The organism is Micromonospora pisi (assembly GCF_003633685.1).
Lineage (GTDB): Bacteria > Actinomycetota > Actinomycetes > Mycobacteriales > Micromonosporaceae > Micromonospora_G > Micromonospora_G pisi.
Genome location: NZ_RBKT01000001.1, coordinates 4,936,028 through 4,957,085, shown reverse-complemented (window position 1 = coordinate 4,957,085; position 21,058 = coordinate 4,936,028). Strand labels below are relative to the sequence as shown.

General features: G+C 68.9%; 18 protein-coding genes and 1 riboswitch. Of the genes, 4 read left to right on the top strand and 14 right to left on the bottom strand.

Annotated elements, in window-relative coordinates; translation table 11 throughout:
- Window positions 1-30: 30 nt before the first annotated feature.
- The gene (locus BDK92_RS39095; protein ID WP_170208640.1) at window positions 31-186 is read right to left on the bottom strand and encodes a hypothetical protein; all 156 of its coding nucleotides are present in this window, start codon (window positions 184-186) and stop codon (window positions 31-33) included.
- Window positions 187-575: 389 nt separating this feature from the next.
- Here BDK92_RS39095 and BDK92_RS21100 point away from each other — a divergent pair, with 389 nt between their 5' ends.
- Window positions 576-1,511 carry an HNH endonuclease gene (locus tag BDK92_RS21100; RefSeq protein WP_246017163.1) on the top strand — a complete coding sequence of 312 codons (936 nt, stop codon included), beginning with the start codon at window positions 576-578 and terminating at the stop codon, window positions 1,509-1,511.
- A 19-nt stretch (window positions 1,512-1,530) separates the two neighbouring features.
- Here the strand turns inward: BDK92_RS21100 and BDK92_RS21095 are convergent, their stop codons facing one another.
- Window positions 1,531-1,935 (bottom strand): nucleotide pyrophosphohydrolase, encoded by a 405-nt coding sequence (locus BDK92_RS21095; RefSeq protein WP_121158273.1) that lies wholly within the window; start codon window positions 1,933-1,935, stop codon window positions 1,531-1,533.
- A 203-nt stretch (window positions 1,936-2,138) separates the two neighbouring features.
- On the opposite strand from BDK92_RS21095, the gene BDK92_RS21090 reads away from it, so the two are divergent.
- Window positions 2,139-3,305 (top strand): AI-2E family transporter, encoded by a 1,167-nt coding sequence (locus tag BDK92_RS21090; RefSeq protein WP_246017162.1) that lies wholly within the window; start codon window positions 2,139-2,141, stop codon window positions 3,303-3,305.
- Between the two features lie 2 nt (window positions 3,306-3,307).
- Here the strand turns inward: BDK92_RS21090 and BDK92_RS21085 are convergent, their stop codons facing one another.
- Entirely contained in the window at window positions 3,308-3,940 is a 633-nt protein-coding gene (locus tag BDK92_RS21085) for an NADPH-dependent F420 reductase (RefSeq protein ID WP_121158272.1), read from the bottom strand.
- A gap of 92 nt (window positions 3,941-4,032) precedes the next feature.
- Window positions 4,033-4,638, bottom strand: coding sequence for a dienelactone hydrolase family protein (locus BDK92_RS21080; RefSeq protein ID WP_246017553.1), 606 nt, complete (start codon window positions 4,636-4,638; stop codon window positions 4,033-4,035).
- Window positions 4,639-4,985: 347 nt separating this feature from the next.
- Here BDK92_RS21080 and BDK92_RS21075 point away from each other — a divergent pair, with 347 nt between their 5' ends.
- On the top strand, window positions 4,986-5,177 hold the full coding sequence (locus BDK92_RS21075; RefSeq protein WP_121158271.1) for a hypothetical protein: 192 nt from the start codon (window positions 4,986-4,988) through the stop codon (window positions 5,175-5,177).
- A gap of 110 nt (window positions 5,178-5,287) precedes the next feature.
- Here BDK92_RS21075 and BDK92_RS21070 read toward each other — a convergent pair whose 3' ends face one another.
- The 4 genes from BDK92_RS21070 to BDK92_RS21050 form a co-directional block, all read right to left on the bottom strand.
- A complete protein-coding gene (locus tag BDK92_RS21070) occupies window positions 5,288-6,793 on the bottom strand; it encodes a lipid II flippase MurJ (RefSeq protein ID WP_170208639.1) in 1,506 nt (501 codons plus the stop codon).
- Between the two features lie 111 nt (window positions 6,794-6,904).
- Entirely contained in the window at window positions 6,905-7,945 is a 1,041-nt protein-coding gene (locus tag BDK92_RS38485) for a glycosyltransferase (RefSeq protein WP_246017161.1), read from the bottom strand.
- On the bottom strand, window positions 7,872-9,275 hold the full coding sequence (locus BDK92_RS21055) for an O-antigen ligase family protein (RefSeq protein ID WP_170208637.1): 1,404 nt from the start codon (window positions 9,273-9,275) through the stop codon (window positions 7,872-7,874). Before BDK92_RS21055 ends, BDK92_RS38485 begins: the two co-directional genes overlap by 74 nt.
- 97 nt (window positions 9,276-9,372) lie before the next feature.
- Window positions 9,373-10,638: a glycosyltransferase family protein gene (locus BDK92_RS21050; protein WP_246017160.1), complete on the bottom strand. Its 1,266-nt coding sequence runs from the start codon at window positions 10,636-10,638 to the stop codon at window positions 9,373-9,375.
- A gap of 501 nt (window positions 10,639-11,139) precedes the next feature.
- A riboswitch (cyclic di-AMP (ydaO/yuaA leader) is annotated at window positions 11,140-11,270 on the top strand.
- A gap of 3 nt (window positions 11,271-11,273) precedes the next feature.
- Here BDK92_RS21050 and BDK92_RS21045 point away from each other — a divergent pair.
- Window positions 11,274-12,308, top strand: a complete 1,035-nt coding sequence (locus BDK92_RS21045) for a coiled-coil domain-containing protein (protein ID WP_121158266.1) — start codon at window positions 11,274-11,276, stop codon at window positions 12,306-12,308.
- A gap of 84 nt (window positions 12,309-12,392) precedes the next feature.
- Here the strand turns inward: BDK92_RS21045 and BDK92_RS21040 are convergent, their stop codons facing one another.
- The 6 genes from BDK92_RS21040 to BDK92_RS21015 form a co-directional block, all read right to left on the bottom strand.
- Window positions 12,393-14,816, bottom strand: a complete 2,424-nt coding sequence (locus BDK92_RS21040) for a glycoside hydrolase family 65 protein (RefSeq protein ID WP_121158265.1) — start codon at window positions 14,814-14,816, stop codon at window positions 12,393-12,395.
- Window positions 14,813-15,565 carry an HAD family hydrolase gene (locus BDK92_RS21035; RefSeq protein WP_121158264.1) on the bottom strand — a complete coding sequence of 251 codons (753 nt, stop codon included), beginning with the start codon at window positions 15,563-15,565 and terminating at the stop codon, window positions 14,813-14,815. Before BDK92_RS21035 ends, BDK92_RS21040 begins: the two co-directional genes overlap by 4 nt.
- A gap of 71 nt (window positions 15,566-15,636) precedes the next feature.
- A complete protein-coding gene (locus BDK92_RS21030; protein WP_121158263.1) occupies window positions 15,637-16,101 on the bottom strand; it encodes a DUF4442 domain-containing protein in 465 nt (154 codons plus the stop codon).
- Window positions 16,102-16,142: 41 nt separating this feature from the next.
- The gene (locus BDK92_RS21025) at window positions 16,143-17,099 is read right to left on the bottom strand and encodes a hypothetical protein (protein ID WP_121158262.1); all 957 of its coding nucleotides are present in this window, start codon (window positions 17,097-17,099) and stop codon (window positions 16,143-16,145) included.
- A gap of 79 nt (window positions 17,100-17,178) precedes the next feature.
- A complete protein-coding gene (locus BDK92_RS21020) occupies window positions 17,179-18,495 on the bottom strand; it encodes an ABC transporter ATP-binding protein (RefSeq protein WP_121162442.1) in 1,317 nt (438 codons plus the stop codon).
- 209 nt (window positions 18,496-18,704) lie between these two features.
- On the bottom strand, window positions 18,705-20,720 hold the full coding sequence (locus tag BDK92_RS21015; RefSeq protein ID WP_170208636.1) for a glycosyltransferase family 2 protein: 2,016 nt from the start codon (window positions 20,718-20,720) through the stop codon (window positions 18,705-18,707).
- Window positions 20,721-21,058 lie beyond the last annotated feature (338 nt).

Genomic DNA, 21,058 nt, shown 5'->3' with positions numbered 1-21,058 from the left:
CACCGCCGGATTCTCGCGGCTGAGGTGCTCTCAGCGGCGACCCGAACGACCACGGACCCGATCCGCGAACTGCCGAAGCTTCTGCTGGGTGCTCGGCTTCTTCGCCTGCCGACGTCCACGCTCCATCAGCTTGCGTCCCTGCGGGCCGCTCAGAAATCCCTTGATGCGCTGGGCAACCGTCGTCATGGCGTACCCCTTCCGGCGCTCCATGGCGGTGCGATTCGCGCCGCCTCCGACTCGTCCAGTCTGATCCGCCGTCGAACTTTTGGGGGACGGTTCGGGTAAGTGGCAGAAAGTGCCCACGCGAATAGCCGCACGATTAGGCAAACCTGGGTAAAGCACGTATGGGGGACCAGTAACCCATCCGCGCGGTCATCTGGGAGGTTCAACATGCCTCCCTGAGCGGCACTCAATGGCACAGGAACACCCACAGCGGCAGCAACGGCGGCGACTGTGTTGAGGACGCCGGCAACCTGGCCGACATCGTCGTGGTCGTCAAGGTCGAGGCCCGACCCAGCGATCACGGCCAGTGACAGCCATGGAGATTCAACCTCGACATGATCCATAATCTCCCCGTGAAGGCATACGTGGGAGTGACCGATGGCGACTGGCACCGCTTTCTCGCTGCCCGTCAGGTGCTCAACGAAGTCAACTTCTGGCGCCCGGCCGGGGAGCGGGAGTTCCGGGTCCTCACACCAGGTGAGCCCTTCTTCTTCAAGACGCATCACCCGCAGAATCAAATAGTAGGCGGGGGTTTCTACAGTGGATTCGCCAAGTTGCGGATCTCAGAGGCGTGGGACCTGTTCGAGGAAGGGAACGGTGTCGCAAGCCTGGAGCAGATGCGACGCATAGTCAGCCGGTACCGTCGAGAGCCAATCGGCGTGGACGAGGATCCAGTGATCGGGTGTGTGTTCGTGAGGGACACGGCGTTCTTTCCCACGGGTACGTTCGTGGACCCGCCAGCCGACTTCAAGCCCAACATTGTTCAAGGCAAGAGCTACGACATTGGCGACAGCTCCACGGCAAAGTACTTCGACGTGCTCATTGGGCGTTTGCTTGGCGCGACGGTCGAGGTCGACACCAGCTCCCCCTGGCACCGACCGGGCCCCGTCTACGGGGATCCCCGTCTGACCCCTCGTCGGCTCGGCCAGCAGTCATTCAAAGCGGTCGTACTCGGAGCCTACGGTAGACGCTGCGCGATCAGCGGCGAGAAGATCCTGCCCGTTCTGCAAGCCGCGCATATTCGGCCATTGCCAGCCGGAGGAGAACATCGAATCGACAACGGCCTTCTCCTCCGATCCGACGTTCACACCCTGTTCGATCGAGGGTATCTGGGGCTGGACCCCGATCACCGCCTCCTTGTCAGCCCTGAGCTTCGCCGCGAATTCGGCAACGGCGAAGAGTACTACGCTCGCGCGGGGCAACGCGTGCACGTCCCGGAACGACCCAACGACCGACCAAATCGAGATTTCCTTGAGTGGCATCTCGATACGATTTTCAAGAAGCACTGACCAGAAGATCAACCGAGGGCTACAACCCGGACGGTTGATGGGGCGGGACCTTCGCGACCGAGCCTCGGGACCGTTCGACCGTGTACCGGCGGGCCGAGTCGTCGAGCTTGTCGTGCGCCGCCTCGACCAGGTCGATGTCGAGTACGTCGGCCAGCCGGGTCAGGTACGTCATCACGTCGCCGATCTCGGCCCGTACCCGGGCTCCGGCGGCCGGGTCCGCCATTACCCGGGCGGCCTGTTCCGGGGTGAGCCACTGCAACTCGGCGAGCAGTTCGCCCACCTCCCCGGCGAGGGCCATGGCGAGGTTCTTCGCGGTGTGGAACTGCTCCCAGTCCCGCTCGGCCACGAACACCCGCAGGCGCTCGGTCAGCTCGGGCACGGTGTTGGTGCGGGCGGCGTTCCCGCTGCTCGGATCGGCACTCATGGCACGGACGATATCCGCGGGCCAGGGACGATCTTCGCGGGTCACAGGCGATATCTCGGCGAAGAGAACCCGACCTAGGCCCCATACCGTAGGATTTTGGACGCCCTGCCCAGACGTGTCGACACCGCCCCGACCGGGTACTGCCTCTCCGCCGACATCGAGAGGGGTCACCGTGACCATGGCGAGCGAGCGGGAGGCCGACCATGTCTGACGGCACGGCGGCACCCGACCCCCAGCCTTCGATCGTTCCGGACGGGGAACGGCAGGAGCCGCGTACGAGCGCCCGGAACCGGATGCACGACGGTCAGGAGCGGATCCACAGCACCTGGGAGAGCCTGCCCTGGTTCCTTCGCTGGGCGGTGGTGTGGAGCGCCTGCCTGCTGGTGGTCGCCGCCGGGATCTACCTGCTCGCCACCGTCGCCGCCCGGCTCGCGCCGTTGACCATCGCGCTCGCCGCCACCCTTTTCCTCGCCGCCATGCTCGACCCGCTGGCCGTACGGCTGCGCCGGCTCCGGCTGCCCCCGGCGCTGGCCGCGCTGCTGAGTCTCTTCCTGTTGCTGGCGGTCATCGGCGGCGCCGCGTACCTGGTCTGGACCCTGACCGCGGACCAGTTCTCCAGTCTCAGCAAGCAACTGGACGAGGGACTCGACCGGACCCGGGACTTCATCACCGGTTCACTGCCGGTCACTCCGGAACAGTTGGACAAGTGGACCAAGCAGGCCACCGACGGGCTACGCAGGTCAACCCCCGATCCGGTGGCCGGGGCGCGTACGGCGGCCGAGGTCGCCGGTGGCGTACTGCTGATTTTCGTACTGTTGTTCTTCCTGCTCAAGGATGGTCGCCCGATGTGGGGCTGGGTGCTCGGGCGGGTCTCCGACCGGTCCCGGCCGGCATTCGTGCAGGCTGGCCGGAACGGCTGGCACACGCTGAGCGCGTACACCCGGGGCACGGTGGCGATCGCGGCGATCGACGCCATCGGTATCGGGCTCGGGCTGGTCCTGCTCGGGGTGCCGCTGGCCCTGCCGCTCGCCGTGATCACCTTTCTCGGTGGCTTCATTCCGATCATCGGCGCCACCGTCGCCGGCAGCGTCGCCGTGCTGGTCGCCCTCGCCGCCAAGGGCCCAGCCACCGCCCTGTTCACCCTGCTCGTGGTGATCGCGGTGCAGCAACTGGAAGGCAACCTGCTCGAGCCATTGATCATGAAACGGCAGGTACGGCTGCATCCGGTGGTCATCCTGGTGGCGGTCACCGCGGGCACCCTTTTCGGCGGGATCCCCGGCGCCTTCGTGGCGGTGCCGGTGACCGCCGTGGTCTACCGGGTCGTCGACACCGTCTCCACGCTCCGGCAGGGCCGCGACGCGCCGAGCTGACGTCAGGAGCCTTGCCGCAGCGCCTCGACCAGTTCGTCGGCGGTGAAGTCCGCCTCGTACGTGATGCTGCCCGGCTGCTGCTTGCGCCCACCGGTCGCCAGGTCACCGGCATCCACCGGCTGGAAGCCGAGTTCCTCGACCAGGTCGGCGATCGCCCGCTTGGCCTGCGGATCGTCCCCTGACATGGGGATGCCGTACCGCTCCTGGGCGGAGGACTGGCGGGCGTGGTCGCGCATGTTTTCGGCGTGGAGCGTGTTGAACGCCTTGACCACGTGCGCGCCCTTGAGGTGCTGCTGCACCATCTCACTGGAGGTGGTCTTGTCCTCGTCCAGTTCGGGATAGTGACCATCCCGCTCCGGGTAGTAGTTTCCGGTGTCCATGACCGGCTTGCCCTTCAGCTCCTTGGTGGGGAGTTCGTCGTACCGTCCGAACGGCACCGAAACGATCACCAGGTCGCCGAAGCGGGCTGCCTCCGACGCGCTGACGGCATGCGACCGGTGTCCCAGTTCGCCCACCAGGTCCTGGAGTGTCTGCGGTCCCCTGGAGTTCGCGATCGCGATCTCGTGGCCCGACTCCGCCAGTCGCTTGGCGAGCGTTCCTCCGACATTTCCCGCGCCAATGATCCCGATGTGCATGCCAGTGGTTACCCGCCGAGTGCGGAGCCGAACAAGCACTATCAAGATCCATCAAGCCGAGGGCCATCGCCGGCACAGGGCGACGGGCCGGGCTACGGCGCCGCGCCGAAGCTCGGTAGCCGCTCGGCGAACCACGTGGCCGCCTGGTCGGCAACCTGCTCCAGTGCACCGGGCTCGGGGAAGAGATGGGTCGCGTCCGGGATGATCCGTAGTTCCACCGGCCCGCCGAGCGCGTCGCGGGCCTGCTGATTGAGCTGGATCACCTCCTCGTCCTGACCGCCGACCAGCAGCAACGTCGCCGCCCGTACACGGGAAAGGGCCGGACCGGCGAGGTCGGCGCGACCACCACGGGAGACCACGGCCGGTACGTGTTCCGGCCGTTCCGCCGCGGCCACCAGTGCGGCCGCCGCACCCGTACTCGCGCCGAAGAGCCCGACCGGCAGGGCGGCGGTGTCCGGGTCCCTCCGTAACCAGTCGATCCCGCCGACCAGCCGGCCGGCGAGCAGTCCGATGTCGAACCGGAGTTCGGCGGTCTGTTCGTCGACCCGTTCCTCCTCCGGGGTGAGCAGATCCACCAGTACGGTCGCCAGCGCGTGCTGGTGGAGCACCCGGGCGACCGCGGTGTTGCGTGGGCTGCGCCGCGAACTGCCGCTGCCGTGCGCGAACAGCACCACGCCGACCGCTCCGTCGGTGGGCATCACCAAATCGGCGGTGAGTTCCACACCCCCGGCCGGGATCGCGGTCTCGGTCACGGTCGTGTCGACCCGTCCTGTCCCGGTCGTCCCGACCCGTTGGGTCTCGCTTGTCCCTGGCCGCTCTCCGGTGCCCCGGTTCTCTGTCTCCACCCGCTGTCCGGTACCCGGGTTCTCGACGAACAACCCAGCGCCGGGCTGCGGATACGGGACAGCGGGTGAGGTGGCGGGGCCGTTTGCCGTCTTCCCGCTCGGGAAGGCGACAGGTGCGGCCCGCTCGGGAAGGCACCGAGTGCGGCAGGAGACCACGGTGGCCGCGGCAGCGGCCCGCGTCGAGTGATCGCGAGGATGCCATGACCCGCCAGAAATCCGCCAAGTCCGAGTCCACCCCGACCAGCGCCCGCCCGCCGCAGGACAAGCGCGACAAACGTAACGCGGGGCGGGACTGGGCGGACGACGCCGCCCAGGCACGGGCCTCGGACGACCCGCGCCGGGTAGCTCCGCACGACCAGAGCGGCGTCCCCTCGACCGGGGACCGGTACTAGCCGACGGAGCCCCGCCGGGGCCGGCGCCGGGCCGGACACTCTGCGGAAGGGGCTCCAGGACGCCTGCGGGCACTCCCTCTTGAGAGGGAGTGCCCGCAGGCGCCTTCTGTCTAGCTACGCCACGTCCCGCGGTGCCGGGCGACCTCGGACCGGACCAGCGGCGCGTCCACGACCGGCGCGTCCACGACCGGCGGCGGTTTACGGCCACGCGAGGCGACCTTGGACCAAACGCCGGATATGAAGGCACTACGGAGGTTTGGCACAAGCATCACGTACGCCAACCACACCAGGCCGATGACCGAGCACGACGCGGCGAGTCGTAGCAGCCCGTCGTCGGCCAACAGCCATCCGGCGGCGGCCGCGCCGAGGGCCCCGGGCGCGGCTACCGCCATCAGGCCCAGGCAGTGCCGCATGATCCGCAGCGACAGCGCCGCGCCCACGAACATCACCACGCCGCCGATGGCTGAAGCGAGGCCGAGCGTGAACGGTCCCCAGTATCGCCACATAACGAGGTTCACCGTCGCGGCGATGCCGAACGACAAACCGTTGGCGATTGCCGCCCGCTTGTTGTCTCCGCGCGCATTGAGAACCTTGACCAACGTGTGACCGAGCACGTGCGCCCAGATGCCCAGCGAGAAGCCAAGCAGCATGATCGACGACACGTCGACGGCGTGCTCATCGAACTCGCCTCGGGCGTACAACACCGTGATAATGCCCCGGCTGTTGACACAGAGCGCGATCGACAGCGGCACGGTGACCAGCAGAATCGGCGCGATCATGCGCTTGAGACCGTCGTAGATCTCGTCCGACCGCATCCGGGAGAACGCGGCGAGCCCGGCGAGGCCGAGCGGCGCGGCGATCAGCGCCATCAATGAGTCGACGACGAATCGCGAATACTCGGTCGCGGCGACAACCTCGATACCGAGCAGCGAGCCGACGGCCCGCTCGACGCTGATGGAGCCCTGCAGCAGCACCGGGATAAGCAGCAGTGGGCGCAGCCGGCGCCAGAACATCGAAAGCGCGATCTTCTGGTGGGCCCGGTCAGACGTCCGGCGCCGCCGTTCGCCACCCATGTCGTTGAGATACTGCTTCCGCCGGATCCAGTACGCGCCCCAGCACCACAACGCGGCGTACGGCGCCGTGAAGCCCCAGGCGAGCATTACCAGGTCGCCGGTGAAGTAGGCCGCCACCGTCGCCGAGATGAGCCCGATGCTCTGCACCGACGCCCGAAGGTTGATCAGGCGCACGTCGTCCTGCGCCAGTGCGACCAGCGTGTAAAGGCTGTAGAGGACGTAGAACGGCACGCCGAGCGCGGCAACGGACAGCATCGACGCGGCCAGCGAGGCGGTGGAGTCGTCGAGGCCTGGGCCGAGCAGGTCGGTCCAGAAGCCTCGGGCCAGCTGCAGGGCGATCACCAGTCCCAGCGACAGCACGGTGAGCAGCGTCCAGACCGCACGGTAGAGCGCCAGCGCCATCGGCGGGTCGTCCTGCCGATACCGCACGTAGAGCGGCAGGAAACCGGCCGTCAGCGCATCGGCTGTGAAGAAGTTGATCGGGACCATTGTGGCGGTCAGGGCCACCCGGTTGGCGCCCACCGCCCGCCCGACGCCGAACAACGCGGCGAGCAGGACCTCACGGACGACGCCGAGCACCTTCCCGGCGATACCACCGAGAAGGAGCCGGAAGAACGTGCTGGCCACGGCGCTACGGCTCTCTGATCAATTGCGTCATGACATGTCCTGGTACAGCGACTCGAGTTTTCCGGTCTGCGTACGCAGGTCGTATCGGCGCTCCACCATCGTTCGTCCCGCCGCGCCGAGTCGCTCACTCAGCTCCGGGTCGACGAGCAACGCGAGCAGCCGCTCGGCGAGCGCCGCCGGATCCCGCTCCGGCACGAGGTATCCGTTGACACCGTCGACGACCGCCTCGGGGATGCCACCGTGATCGGTTCCGACCACCGGCCTCCCCGATGCCGCCGCCTCCAGCAGCACCATGCCCAGGCCCTCCTGAGCGCCGTTGGACGCCGTCGCGCTCGGCAGGCACAGCACCCGCGCGGCGCGGACCTGCGCCAGCACCTCAGCGTGGGGCTGCGCGCCGAGGAACCGCACCGCCTCGGCGACTCCCAGCTGTGTCGCGAGCGCGCCAAGCTGTTCCCGCAGTGGACCGTCGCCAACGATGACCAGCTCGGCCGCCGGCAGTGCCCGGCGTACGGTGGCGAACGCCCGCAGCAGATCCGTTGTGCCCTTCACCTCCACCAAGCGGGCGACGTGCACGATCCGGGGCGTTTCGACGATCGGCGCCGGTTTGATGACGTCGGTGTCCACCCCGATCGGCAGCACCACGCAGCGTTCAGCCGGATAACCCCATTCGATCGCACGGCGCCGGATGTACTCGGAGACGCACACGAAGACCGCACCGGTCTCGAAGAGCGATGTCCGCCACGTGACGTAGTTGACCCAGGATGCTTTCTTCGACGCGAGCAGTTCCTTCTTGGCGATGGTCACGTCGAAGCCGTGCAGCGTCGTCACCAGCGGCACGCCGAGCGCCTTCGCGGTCGGGGCGATGTGCACGCCCTCGACACCGAAGTGGGCGTGCAGGACTGACACACCACGCTCGGCGAGAACCTTCACCAGCCGGCTCGATCGACGGGTCAACAGGTACGAGGTGGCAGCCGCCCTGCCGAACTCGGAGATGCTAAGGGCGTTGGTGCCAACTGGGGCCCTGGTCACCGGGTCCCGCGCGATATACAGGGGGCGGAAGGTACGCATTGCCGTGGCCTGGCTCGGGATAAACGTCTCGGATGGCTGGAATAATTGATGTCTCACGATTCCAGAAATCGGCATCTGTGACACGATCTGTCGTCTCCTGTCGCGGAACATCGATCAAGTAGCAGAGGAGCAACGCAAGCACGGGGATGAGGTGGATCTCCCCGAATACGTCGGTGTTCTCGCCCATTGCCTGGACGATCACCCAGACGAACGCCGCCCCCGTCCAAGCCACAAAGAGCGAGTTGTGGTCCGAGGACCGCTTGAACGCCTTGACGACCAGCCCCAGCATCGCCCCGAAGACCAGAATCGTCAGCACGAGTCCGACCAGGCCGGTCGAGGCCCACGCGGCGAGCAGGATGTTGTGCGGCGGAAAGTTGGGGCTGTAGATGCCGTGCGCGGCGGCGTACACGGCGAACCCCTCTTGCCAGCCACCCCAGCCGAGACCGAGCAGAGGACTCTCGACGAACGCCTCGGCGCCGTAACCCCAGATGTCGGTCCGCTGCCCGAAGGCACCCCGGACAGCGGTGGCGAACCCGCCACCGGTGCTGAGCAGTACGATGGCCCCGACCGTCGCCACGCCAGCGCCGATCAGCAGATACCGGCGCAGGGCCGGCTTCAGCCTCCGCCAGAAGTACGCGGCCAACGCGGCGAGCGGCAGCACTACCGCGAACATCCGCCCGGACTTGGAGCCGGTGAACCAGACGCCGGTCAGTGCGACGACGCCCGCCACCAGCACCAGCCGCTGCCGTGTCCGTGACCACACGGCGAAGGCTGCCATCGCACTGACGCCGAGGAACAGGCCCGCGACGTTGGCGTTGATGAACACCCCACCCGACTTAGTAGGGTCCAGCACGTTGTTTCGATTGACGTCGAAGAGCCCACTGACGGTGTTCTGGCCCGCGAAAAGTCCGGCGATCGAACGCAGGTACGCGTCCTCTACTCCCGGGAAGACACGAAACAGTGCCACCAGAAATGTCTGCAGCATGACCAAGGGCCAGTAGAAGAACTGGATCTGGCGCAGGAAATCCGGCTTCTCGCTCGCGGCGCCGTACATCAGCACCAGCGTCATGATGAACTGCGCGAGCAGAACCATCGGCAGTCGGCCGTAGCCGGCATCGGGCGACCAGAGCAGCGCGAGGATCCGGGCTGCCAGGAGTCCGAGCAGACCGTACATCAGCCAGGTGCGCAGCAACCGCTGAACGCCCAGGTTGCGCCAGGCCCAGACCACCGCGGTGGGCACCAGGAGGATGGCGACGATCGACGACAGCGCGATGTCCATCGTGCCTTGGGGCAGAAAATAGAACTGTGGCACCGCGAGGGCGAAGAGCACCAGGACACCGACCCGCAGGGGAACCCCGCCGACGATGGACAAGACACGCTTCATGCCGTACGTCCCCCACGCTCGAGTAGTCGTGCCCCGACGGTCGTCATCGGATCGGGGGCCGTGCGAGCTCGGCGGCCAGCAGGTCGCGAAGCACCTGTCCCCGCTCCGCCCAGCCGTGCCGACCGGCACTGTCCATCCGATCGGCGATCACGTCGTCCGCGACGGGCGCCAGCATCCGGTCCAGGTGACCGACGATGTCGGCGGCGCCGGCCGCGACAACGTGCGGGTTGTTCCGTGCGAGCGTCTGGACCGAGGGCAGCGGTGTGCTCAGCACCGACAGGCCGGACGACAGGTACTCGAAGCACTTGAGCGGGCTGACGCCAGTCGTGTAGTCGTTGATTGCGTACGGGATGAGCCCGACCGCGCAGGTGCCAGCCGCCGCGGCGAGCTCCTCGGGGGTGAGTAGGCCCAGGTAGCGGGCGCCCAGTGCCTCCAGCCGCTGCAGTTCGGCGGTGAAGCTTCCGCCACCTGCGGCCAACGGACCGGCCAGCAGCAGTTCGCCGCGTCCCCGCAGCGCCGTGGCGACGGACTCGAGCAGCGGCATGTCCAGCTTCGCGGTGGTGAGGTTGCCGGAGAAGATCACGGCGGGCCTACGTTCCGCGGCCGGACGACTGCCCTCGACGAACACGGAGACGTCCGCGACGTTCTGCAGCAGCTCGACGCGGGGGAAGCCGGTGCTGACGAGGTGCTCGTGCACCGCCTGGCTGGTAGCGATGGCGACAAGTCCGGGGCGGGCCGCGAGGCTCCGCTCGCCCTTGCCAACGGCCACGCCGTCGATGCCCGGGAACTTCGCGAGCAGGTCGACGCAGTGGTAGACCACGACGTCAGCAGCGGTTTCCAGACCGTAGGTCACCGGCGTGAAGGTCCACAGGACGCGCGGGCGGCTAGATTGCAGCCACGGAGCGGCGGAGCGGCGGAGCAACGCGCGGTTCAGCGGGCGGGTGGGTGCACGGTGCAGGGGCACGACGAGCGGGGAGACGACGTTGGTGCGGTCCGGTCTGGGCCGTCCGGGTGTTTTCGGTCCGTCCGCGGGAGTCGCAAACGCGCGGCGCGCTCGCGCCGCCATCCGGGCTACATCGGCTCGCCGCAGGGTCGGCCGCCGCAGGCCGAGGGATTCCACGAACGTCACCGCCGCCGTCACAGCGAGCTCGCGGGTGACGTAGTGCTGGTTGGTGGCGATCGCCGAATCCCACTCGGCGGTGCCGAGGATCAGCACGTTCGCCGCAGGCTCCGGATTGCTGTGTGCCGCGTCCGGCATTGATCCCATCCCGACTAATTTGCCGGCCTCCGCGCCGGCGAGCGGGATCATGCTACGCGAATGGTCCTCGCGAGCGAACACCCGAGTCGCTCGGAGATCGATTCGTAGCGTTCGGTGCACCACGTGGTCACAAACCGCCCTCGCATCCGCCAGTACCATCCGCCAAGAGCCCGGCGAGGTATCAATCGGTGGGACGGGCGAGACCGTCTCGATATTAATCGAAGGTTCTTCGGGTTGTTCCAGACTGGATGATGAAGTTCTACCCGTTACGTCTCGGTATCCGCACCACCTCCACCGTCAACCGGACACAGTGGTGCCCGCAATCGCCTACGACAACCCCGTGGTCAAGCAGCGACCGGCCGATTGATGGAAATGGGCGAGAACGGGTGCGCCGACCTCGTCACGACTGGGGAGGTGCCCGCCAGGAAGTGGCACACCGCCACTAGCAGGAAAAATCCCCGGTGGCGACGTAGATTCAGCCACGATAAGTCCGACTGATCCGGTAATGTCTCCCTCGGTTCCGACCCGGTGGTTACCCCCTCGAGCTGTCGGCGACGACCGCCGCCCAATCGCCATCGTGCGAGCCGGGGAACCAGGTAGGTGGGGTGAATCCGCACTCGCGGTAGGGGTAGTTCCGTCCCGAACCCGTCAGCTAACCCGGTCGGCGGCCGACGGGAGGAACGTGCATGACGACACCTATGCGTCAGCGGTTCTCGCTGGCCCTGACCCTGCTCGCCGCGGTGAGCACACTCGCCGGCGCGGCAGTCGCGGCCGGACCCGCCGCAGCCGCGCCCGCTGGCCCGGTCACGCCGGGCGACGAAGGCGGCAACCCTCTCTTACGCGACGTCCTCGAATCGACCGGGCGAGGTTACGCGGCGGCCAGCAACGCGGTGGAGAACTCACGCAAACGTCAGGCCGTACTCGCCGACGAACTGCGACAGATCGAGGAGCAGCTCTCCCTGATCGGCCCCGAGGTCGGTGAGGTGGCGGTGAACGCCTACCGGCTCGGTCGGATCGGACCGCTCAGCGCACTGCTCGGCAGTGCCGGGCCGGACGAGTTCATGAAGCGGGCCGAGGGCCTCGACCTGATCGCGCAACGCGACAACAGCAAGCTGCGCCAGCTTCGGGAAGCGCGAAACCGGGCCAGCCGGGCCAAGAGCGCGGCCGACGCGGCACTCGCCGAGGAGCAGCGGCACCTCGCCACCATGGCCAAACAGAAGCAGGCGGCGGAACGTGCCCTCGCGCAGGTCGGCGGCATCGCCACCGAGGGGTTCGTCGACGCCGCCTCACCGGTGGCGGATCCGGCCCCACGTAGCCGGGACGGGTCCTGGCCGGCCCAGTCCTGCACCCGCTCCGACCCGACGACCAAGGGCTGCCTGACGCCGCGCACCCTGCACGCGCTCGAGGAGACCCGGCGCCTCGGCTTCACCAGGCACGTCTCCTGCTACCGGACGGGCGGACCGTTCGAACACCCGAAGGGCCGGGCCTGTGACTTCTCGGCGCAGCCGAACGGCTTCGGCGGCGACGCCACCGGCGGCGACAAGACGTACGGCAACAACCTCGCCGCGTTCCTGGTCCGTAACGCCGACAAGCTCGGCATCCTCTATGTGATCTGGTACCGGCAGATCTGGTTCCCGGCGACCGGGTGGAAGACGTACTCCTCGGCGCACGGCGACCCGTCCAGCGACCACACCAACCACGTACACCTCTCCCTGCTCTGACCGGACGGGCCCGGCGGCCCTGCTCTGACCGGACGGGCCCGGCGGCCCTGCTCTGACGGACGGGCCGGGTGGCACGGCGGCGTACTACGCCTGGGGCTTGCCCGGGGTCTGCGGCTCGATCGGCGGGGCCGAACCGGCGCTCTCGGCGACCGAGGCCCGGCGGGCCGGGGCGCGGCCGGGCGGCTGCTGCGGTGTCGGACCCACCGCCGACGGCGGCGGGTTCGGCTTGGTGACCGGTTCGTCACACGTGACCCGGACCCGCTCGCCGTGGTGGAGCAGGTCCACCGTGCCGCTCCGGTCGCCGTTGCGCAGCGCGTACGTCGTCTCCCGTTCCCGTACGTCCACCCGCAGCCGGTGCCCGTGCCAGACCAGTGAGAACTCCAACCGGTCGATCCGGTTCGGCAACCGGGGCGTGAAGGAGAGGATGTCCGCGTGGTCGCGCATGCCACCGAAGCCGGCGACCAGTGCGATCCACGCCCCGGCCAGGGAGGCGACGTGGACCCCGTCGCGGGTGTTCTGGTTCAGGTCGTGCAGGTCCATCAGGGCGGCTTCGCCCAGGTAGTCGTGGGCCAGTTCGAGATGTCCCACCTCGGCGGCGAGGACCGCCTGGGTGCAGGCGGACAACGACGAGTCACGAACCGTACGGCGCTCGTAGTAGGCGAAGTTGCGGGCCTTCTCCTCCGCGGTGAAGGCGTCCCCGCGCCAGTGCATCGCCAGCACCAGGTCCGCCTGCTTCACCACCTGCTTGCGGTAGAGGTCGAAGTACGGATAGTTGAGCAGCAGCGGGTACTTCTCCGGCGGGGTGCCCGCGAAATCCCACTCCTGGAGCTGGGTGAAACCCTCCACCTGCTGGTGCACCCGAAGTTCCGCGTCGTACGGGATGTGCATCGCGTTCGCCGCGTCCCGCCACGCGGCGGTCTCCTCGTCGTCCACCCCGAGCCGCCAGGCGTGGTCACCGTGCCGGCCCACCGCCTCCGCCGCCGCGAGCAGGTTCCGCTGCGCCATCAGGTTGGTGTAGATGTTGTCGCTCTTCACCGCCGTGTACTCGTCCGGACCGGTCATCCCGTCCAGGTGGAACCTGCCGGCCCGGTCGTGGTGGCCGAGCGAGCGCCACAGCCGGGCGGTCTCGACCAGCAGCTCCAGCCCGACCTCGCGTTCGAAGTCCAGGTCACCGGTGGCCTGCACGTACCGCCGTACCGCGTCGGCGATGTCCGCGGCGATGTGGAACGCCGCTGTTCCCGCCGGCCAGTAAGCGGAGCACTCCTGGCCCCGGATCGTCCGCCACGGGAACGCGGCCCCGTTCAGCCCGAGGGTCCGCGCCCGTTCCTGGGCCATGTTGAGGGTCGAGTGCCGCCACCGCAGTCCGGACACCACGGCCGACGGCAACGTGTACGTCAGCACCGGCAGCACGAAGGTCTCGGTGTCCCAGAAGACGTGCCCGTCGTACCCGGGACCGGTGAGCCCCTTGGCCGCGATCGGCCGCAACTCCGCCCGCGCCCCCGCCTGGAGCACGTGGAACAGGCCGAAGCGGACCGCCTGCTGCACCTCCGGATCGCCCTCGACCCGTACGTCCGAGGTGTCCCAGAAGGCGTCGAGGTAGTCGCGCTGTTCGGCCAGGAGCCCGCTCCAACCGGAGAAGCGGGCACCGGCGAGCGCGGCGCCGACCTGGTCCCGCAGTGCCGGGCGAGACCGTTCGCTGGACCAGCCGTACGCGATGTACTTGTCCAGCCGGATCCGCTCCCCCGGCTGGGTGACGCAGGTGACGGTGGTCCGGGCCCAGTCGTCGAAGGTCTCGGTGCTGAGCGTGGTCCGGGTCGGTCCGTCCAGTTCGTGACCCATGGCCGCCGCGAGCCGCAGCCCGCTCGCCCGGGTGTGGTGAACCAGCAGGCCGCCGTCCTCCAGTGCCAGGTGCTCCTCGGACTCCAGCGGCGACTCCAGCACCGCCGCGACCCGGGGGTCCCGGCTCTGCGCGGGCAGCACCTCGTTGGCGACCAGTTCCGACTGCACGATCAGGCGCAACGGCTCGTCGACCGGTTCCACCTCGTAGCGGATCGCCGCCACCGACCGCTGGGTGAAGGAGACCAGCCGGGTGCTGCTGATCCGGACCCGCTTGCCGGCCGGCGAGCGCCACAGCACCGACCGGTGCAGGGTGCCGGCGCGCAGGTCGAGCACCCGTTCGTGGTCGAACAGTTCGCCGTAGCGCACGTCGAACGGTTCGTCGTCGACGAGGAGCCGGATCAGTTTGCCGTTGGTGACGTTGACGATGGTCTGACCGGACTCGGGGAACCCGTACCCGGCTTCCGCGTACGGCAGCGGCCGTAGTTCGAAGAAGGAGTTCAGGTAGGTGCCGGGCAGTCCGTGCGGCTCCCCCTCGTCCAGGTTGCCGCGAAGTCCGATGTGCCCGTTGGCCAGCGCGAATACCGACTCGGACTGGGCCAGTACGTCCACGTCGAGCCGGGTCTCCCGGACGTGCCAGGGCTCCACCGGGTACGCCCGCTCGCGGATCATCGGGTTCCCTCTCTGCCGAGCAGCTCGGCCAGGTCGGTGACGACGACGTCGGCCCCGTGCGCGCGCAGCGCGTCGGCCTGCCCGACCCGGTCGACGCCGACCACATAGCCGAAGCCGCCGGAGCGGCCCGCCTCGACCCCGGCCAGCGCGTCCTCAAAGACCGCGGCCTGGTCGGGTTTGACCCCGAGCAGTTCGGCGGCGGCCAGGAAGGTGTCCGGGTGCGGCTTTCCGCGTAGTCCGCGCTGGGCGGCGACGATGCCGTCGACCCGGGCTTCGAGCAGGTCTTCGAGACCGGCGGAGGCGACCACGTCACGGCAGTTGGCGCTCGCCGACACGACCGCCCGGCGCAGCCCGTGTCCGGCGGCGGCGCGCAGGTACGCGACCGAACCGTCGTACACCTGGACGCCGTCGGTGTGGATCCGCCGGAGCAGGATCTCGTTCTTACGGTTGCCGATCCCGTTGACCGTGTCCGCCCGGGGCGGGTCGTCGGGGCTTCCCTCCGGCAGCACGATGTTCCGGGAGGCGAGGAAGGTACGGACGCCGTCGGCGCGCGGCCGGCCGTCGACGTACTGGTTGTAGTCCGCCCCCGGGTCGTACGGCTGGAAGGGCTCACCTCGGTCCGCGGCCCGGCGGCGCAGGAAGTCGTCGAAGGTCTCGGCCCAGGCGGCGTTGTGGACCCGGGCGGTCTGGGTCAACACGCCGTCCAGGTCGAAGAGGCAGGCGGTCACATGACCGGGTAGGCCCAGCACATCATCAACTTATCCGCATGGACGGGCCGGATAAACGTCTTTGCGTCACCCGGCTCGCCGGTCGTGCCCGGTTACTGCCGGCGCAGCGTCCAGAGCACGGTCATCTCGGCGGTCAGCTCGCCGTCCTCGGTGCCGATCTCGACCAGGACCGGGAACTCCGGCCGGGTCCCGCCGTCGAACTCGGAGATCACCTCGGGAACCGGACGGCCGAGCCGGGCGGTCGCCCGGACCGCCCCGAGGGCGAGCTTCCGGTAGCGGATGTCGGCGGCGACGGTGAGCGGTACGGCGCGGTCGAGCAGCCCACCGAAGGCGGCCAGGACGACCGCACCGGACGCGGTCTCGCCGAGCGTGAAGAGCGCACCGGCGTGTGGCCCGCCGACGTGGTTGTGGGCGGCGGGCGAGTCCGGCAGCCGGACCGTGGCCCGGACACCCTCGGCGCCGTCCGGGGCGATCTCCACGAATTCGAAGCCGAGGGTGCGGGCGAACGGCACCCCGTCGAGCATGCCGGCGGCGATCTGACGTGAGTCGATGGTCATGGCCGGAGGCTACTCGTCAGTAATTTGTTCCGGCAAGGGTCTCAGAGATTGGCGATGGTCCGCAGGATCTCGGCGTAGAAGTTTCCCTCGATGCTGCGGAAGAACGCGAAGTCCTGGTCAGGGCTGCCGAAGAACGGGCGCAGGGTCCAGGCGAGCTGGGTGCCGACGAACCCGAAGAGCAGGATCCAGATGTAGAGCAGGGTCATGCTCGCCGGCCGCTGACCGGAGGTCGCGACCCGGGCCGCCGGCTGCGGCCGGTAGAACCCGGCCGGTGCCGGGTGGAACTGCGGGTGCGGTTGGGTCGCCACCGCCACCAGCGCGGGCGGCGGGACGGGCGTCGCGGCGGCAACCGGTACGGCGGCCGGCGCCGTACCGTCGCCGTTGACCGCGCCCACCGTGGCCGGCACCGGCTGCGCCGGGACACCGCCCTCGACCAGCGGCGCACCAACGGTCGCCGGGGTCGCCGTCGCCGGGACCTGCGCGGGTGTCGTCGGAGCCAGCAGGCCGTGCTCGTTGAGCACCTGCATGCCGCCGGTCAGGAACCTCAGCCCGACAAATGCCGAGAGGGTCAGGATCGCCACGTTCAGCAGCTTGAAGAAGCCGTAATCGGGTGCGGTGATCAGGAAGAAGAGACTGATCGGCGCGAACGCCACCGCAAGCATCGAGGTGACGGTGATCGCCACCATCACCATCGACACCGCCTGACGTACCGACAGCCGCGCCCCGAAGACGAGGTTGAACAGGTACAGCGTCGGCAGGCAGATCGCGAGCGTGACCAGGAACAACAGCGGCAGCTTGACCGCTGACGTGAGCGCCATCAGGAAACTGTGGAACGCACCGAGCACCGCGCCGTAACAGGCCAGCGCGATTGTCGAGGCAGCGAGCATCTTGCCGGTCAGCGCGTTGAGGTCCCGGTCCGCGACCACCTGCTGCCAGATGCCATGCCGATCACGGAGAATTCGCTCGATCACGAGCGGGCCGGAGCCGTCGGTTGCCACAGATGGTTCCCTTCAATGGGACATCGAGTCGATGGGACATCGAAAACGGAGCGTATCGACGCTAGGCGGTTGCACCGCGTCAGCGCCACCCCACATCGATGCGGTCGCCCCGCTCGTCGAAGAAATGCAGCGCGTCCATGCGTACGGAGATCGCCAGCGGATGTCCGGCCGCGACCGCCGGGTACGGCGCCAGGCGTACGGCCAGCTCCGCCGGGCGGCGGTGGTGGCGCCCCGGGTCGTTGAGCACACTGGTCCGTGCCCCCGGGCCGACCATCTCCCGCTCCGCCGCAGGCGGGGCCGGGACCGTCGCCCGCCCGGTGAGCCGCTGCACAGCGTGACCGAACCGCCGGAGCCGTCCCCCGCCCTGGCTCTGCCCACGGACCGGCCCGCCCAGTTCGTCCACCACGATCGCGGTGGCGCCGATGTCGAGAAAGGCCAGCGACTCGTGTCCGTGGTGTTCGAGGTAGCGGATCCGCCCCTGGAGCACGTCACCGGGAGAATCCGGCGCCACCGGGCTGAGCGCCTCGGCTCGCATCCCGACCACGATCCGCTCACCGTGGTAGTGCGCCACCGCCCGGGACCTGATGTCGTCCCAGGGCAGGTAGAGCGACTGCTCACCGAGGTTGAGGGTGACGTACCGGTCGAGATGCACGTAGACCGACGCCTCCAGCAGGTTCATCCTCGGACTGCCGAGAAAGGCCGCGACATAGAGGGTCGCCGGGCGGCCGTAGACCTGGGTCGGGGTGCCGACGTCCTGGAGTACGCCCTTGCGCATGATCGCCACCCGGTCGGCCATGGTCAACGCCTCGGCCTGGTCGTGGGTGACGTAGATGGTGCTCACGCCCAGTTCCCGGACCAGCCCGGAGATCTCCGCGCGCAGCTCGGCCCGGAGCCCACTGTCGAGATTGGAGAGCGGCTCGTCCATCAGGAAGAGGCCGGGACGTCGTACGATCGCGCGCCCCATCGCCACCCGTTGCCGCTGCCCGCCGGAGAGCTGACTCGGCTTCCGGGCGAGTACGTCGCCGATGCCGAGGGCGCTCGCCACGTCGTTGACCCGCTCGCCCCGGGGCGCCGGTTCGACCCCGGAGAGGCGCAGCGGGAAGGCGATGTTGTCGCCGACCGTCATGTGTGGATAGAGCGCGAAGTCCTGGAACACCATGGCGATCCGCCGGTCGCGTGGTGGCAGGTCGTTCGCCAGCTCACCGTCGAGCAGGATCGCGCCGCTGCTCGGCTCCTCCAGTCCGGCGACCATCCGGAGCACTGTGGATTTGCCGCAGCCCGAGGGGCCGAGCAGCACCATGAACTCGCCGTCGTTGACGTCGAGGTTGACGCTGTCGACCGCGATCGTTCCGTCGGCGAATACCTTTGTCACGTCCTTGAGCGCGACGGTTGTCACCGTCACCTCCCCGCTGGATCGAGCTGGTCCCCGAGATGACTGTGACGAGGATCATCGCCCACGCCCATCGGGTAAAAGTCCCATGCTCATAACGTGACGGTTCGGTAACTCGTACGCAACGGACTTTTGTTAGCCCTCCCGGGCCGGTTCCTCCACTGTCGACAAACGGTGCATGGGACCGGAACCCCGGCCCCACCAGCGTATCCAGGTCAGCGGTGGGGAGCCGCCCACGGCTCGGTTGCCGCCGCGACACCCATCGTGGTCAGTCCGTCCAGGCCGGACTCGGTGCCGAACTCGCGATGCCGGGGCAGCCCGGACCACTGCATTCCGCCGCCGCGCAGGAAGTACTCCAGGCCGGGATCCCAGGTGTGTCCGTCGGAGCGACGCTGGTAGACGTAGCCGAGCGGGTGGGTCCGGTAGATCAGGCCACCGGCCCGGCGTACCCGGTCGAGCAGTCCCCGATCGATCGAACGCGGCACCGGACGCCAACCGCCCACCTGTTCCAGGTCACCCCGGCTGATCAGCATCGTGCCGCCGGCGACCACCGAGACGTACTGCTCGGCGACACCAGCGTCGCGCCGTACCGTCGTGTCCAGAGTCTGCAGGTAGACGAACTCGGCGCCCTTGCCGACCATCATCGCGCCGGAGTACTGCCGCGCGAGCACCAGGTCCCAGACGTGCTCCGGGCCGTACGTGTCGTCGTCGTCGAACTTCGTCACCAGACTGCCCCGGGCACGGGCGGTGGCGGCACCGATCGCCTCACCGAAGCCCTGCTCCGCCGGCAGGGTCATGATCTCGATCGGCCGGGCACTGCGGGCCACCCGGGCACGCAGCTCCGCCGGCAACTCCACCCCGTGCAGGCAGAGCACGATCTCCAGGTTGGGGTACGTCTGCCGCTCGATCGCGTTGACCGCCTCGATCACATGTTGCAGCCGCTTCGTGACCAGCAGCGCGCTCACCGACGGCACCTCGGCCAGGGTCGGGAACGCGGCGGCGGTGAGCCGGGGCAGCGCGAAGCCGCCGGCGTGCAGACGCATCGCCGAACGCCGCTGGGCCACCGTCCGCACCTCCCACTCCAGGTCCTGACCGGTACGTGCGGGCAGTTCGGCCCGGAGACTGTCACGGACCTCGTCGGCCAGGTGCGCCCCGACCGCGTCCGGCAGGTCGGGTACGTGCACGAGCAGACCCGCGAGGATCAGGTGCACCAGGAATCCGGCCTCGGCGAGCGGGTGCCGCGCCGGCACCGTGGCGCAGTGCAGCACAGCGACTCCGGCCAGCGCCGCGAGCACCTCTTCGCTGCGCCAGGGCCGGTCGATCCGGCCCTCGCAGAGGAGCCCGTCCGAGCCGGTGATCCGGTAACCCCACCCGTCCCCGGCGTCGGTGAAGGTCAGTTCGGCCCGGCCGGCGGACGCCCCGAACGGGCCGTACCTGCCGGTGACCACCGCCCGGTCGAGATCGATCAGCGCGGTCGCCGGCCGCTGCGCCAGCCCGGCGCCGTACGGTCCGGCTGCCACCGTCATCGCGTACAGGTCCGCCGGGGCGGGCGCCGCCACCGCAGCGGAGTCGGCGGTGGTGACGACGCTGGTCTCGGTCGCCGCGGGCTGCGCCAGCGGCATCGGCTCGCCGGTGGCGGTCAGCACCACGTCGTGAGCCCGGATGTCGTTGTTGCCCGGCAGCGGGCCACGAACCATGGTGATGTTCTGCCCCAGGCCGAGCCACCCGGGCTCGACGTCCTGGGCGGCGACGTCGGCACTCGCCGGACGGGGGATCGGGCGCACCGGCGTGAGCAACGGGATGATCGCGGTGAGCAACGCCCGCAGCGGGGTCGACCACTTGACCTCGAGTTCGACGACCGCCCGGCCCTGTATCCCCCGAGGAAGCCGGACCTGGTGCGCGAGTACGTGCCGCAGTGGCCCGAGCCGACCGGACCAGCCGCCCTCGGGAATCCGCCAGCTGTCGACCACCACGGTCAGCCGGCGTACCTGGACCAGCGCGAAGGGGTCGTCGATCAGGTGCCAGAGCCAGTCCACCGACTCTGCGGCGACCGCCAGCCGGACCACCCGGTCGCCGGGTTGTGGAGCGGTCCGACCCCGGGGCCGGCCAGGAATTTCGGTCAGGCCGGCCGCCGCCATCGCGGTCGGCCAACGCCGGCGGCGCGCTCCCCGCCGGTCACCGACAACCACCCGCCAGCGGTTGAACTTCTCCGGCGTGTCCTCGCTCGACAAAACCCGGTCCCTCTCTCCGTCGGCGGTGTCTGAGGGCGGGCTCGCCGCCCACAGTCCGTGACGCCGAACTGGCGTCACCGCAGCCGTACTGACAACCCCGAAGATCTCACGATAGTCCCTCAAAAGTGTACGTGCCGGTCGGGGCGACATTACTGAGCGGAATCACACCACCTGCTCACCACCTCTTCATTACTTGTTCGACAACAACGTCCCTTCTCGCAAAATAGCCACCTCGTCATCACTTTCCGTATTGAGATGGGCCTTTTCCTGCGGTGACGCGGGCTCCGGCGGATGTCATCGAACTGGAGAGCACCGACCGGTCCGCCTGCCGCTCGTAG

Excerpts from the sequence above, each read along its gene's own strand:
- BDK92_RS39095 (WP_170208640.1), bottom strand. The coding sequence starts at position 186 with ATGACGACGGTTGCCCAGCGCATCAAGGGATTTCTGAGCGGCCCGCAG.
- BDK92_RS21045 (WP_121158266.1), top strand. The coding sequence starts at position 11,274 with ATGACGACACCTATGCGTCAGCGGTTCTCGCTGGCCCTGACCCTGCTC.
- BDK92_RS21040 (WP_121158265.1), bottom strand. The coding sequence starts at position 14,816 with ATGATCCGCGAGCGGGCGTACCCGGTGGAGCCCTGGCACGTCCGGGAG.
- BDK92_RS21030 (WP_121158263.1), bottom strand. The coding sequence starts at position 16,101 with ATGACCATCGACTCACGTCAGATCGCCGCCGGCATGCTCGACGGGGTG.
- BDK92_RS21095 (WP_121158273.1), bottom strand. The coding sequence starts at position 1,935 with ATGAGTGCCGATCCGAGCAGCGGGAACGCCGCCCGCACCAACACCGTG.
- BDK92_RS21080 (WP_246017553.1), bottom strand. The coding sequence starts at position 4,638 with ATGCCCACCGACGGAGCGGTCGGCGTGGTGCTGTTCGCGCACGGCAGC.
- BDK92_RS21075 (WP_121158271.1), top strand. The coding sequence starts at position 4,986 with ATGACCCGCCAGAAATCCGCCAAGTCCGAGTCCACCCCGACCAGCGCC.
- BDK92_RS21085 (WP_121158272.1), bottom strand. The coding sequence starts at position 3,940 with ATGCACATCGGGATCATTGGCGCGGGAAATGTCGGAGGAACGCTCGCC.
- BDK92_RS21050 (WP_246017160.1), bottom strand. The coding sequence starts at position 10,638 with ATGATCCCGCTCGCCGGCGCGGAGGCCGGCAAATTAGTCGGGATGGGA.
- BDK92_RS21090 (WP_246017162.1), top strand. The coding sequence starts at position 2,139 with ATGTCTGACGGCACGGCGGCACCCGACCCCCAGCCTTCGATCGTTCCG.
- BDK92_RS38485 (WP_246017161.1), bottom strand. The coding sequence starts at position 7,945 with ATGCGTACCTTCCGCCCCCTGTATATCGCGCGGGACCCGGTGACCAGG.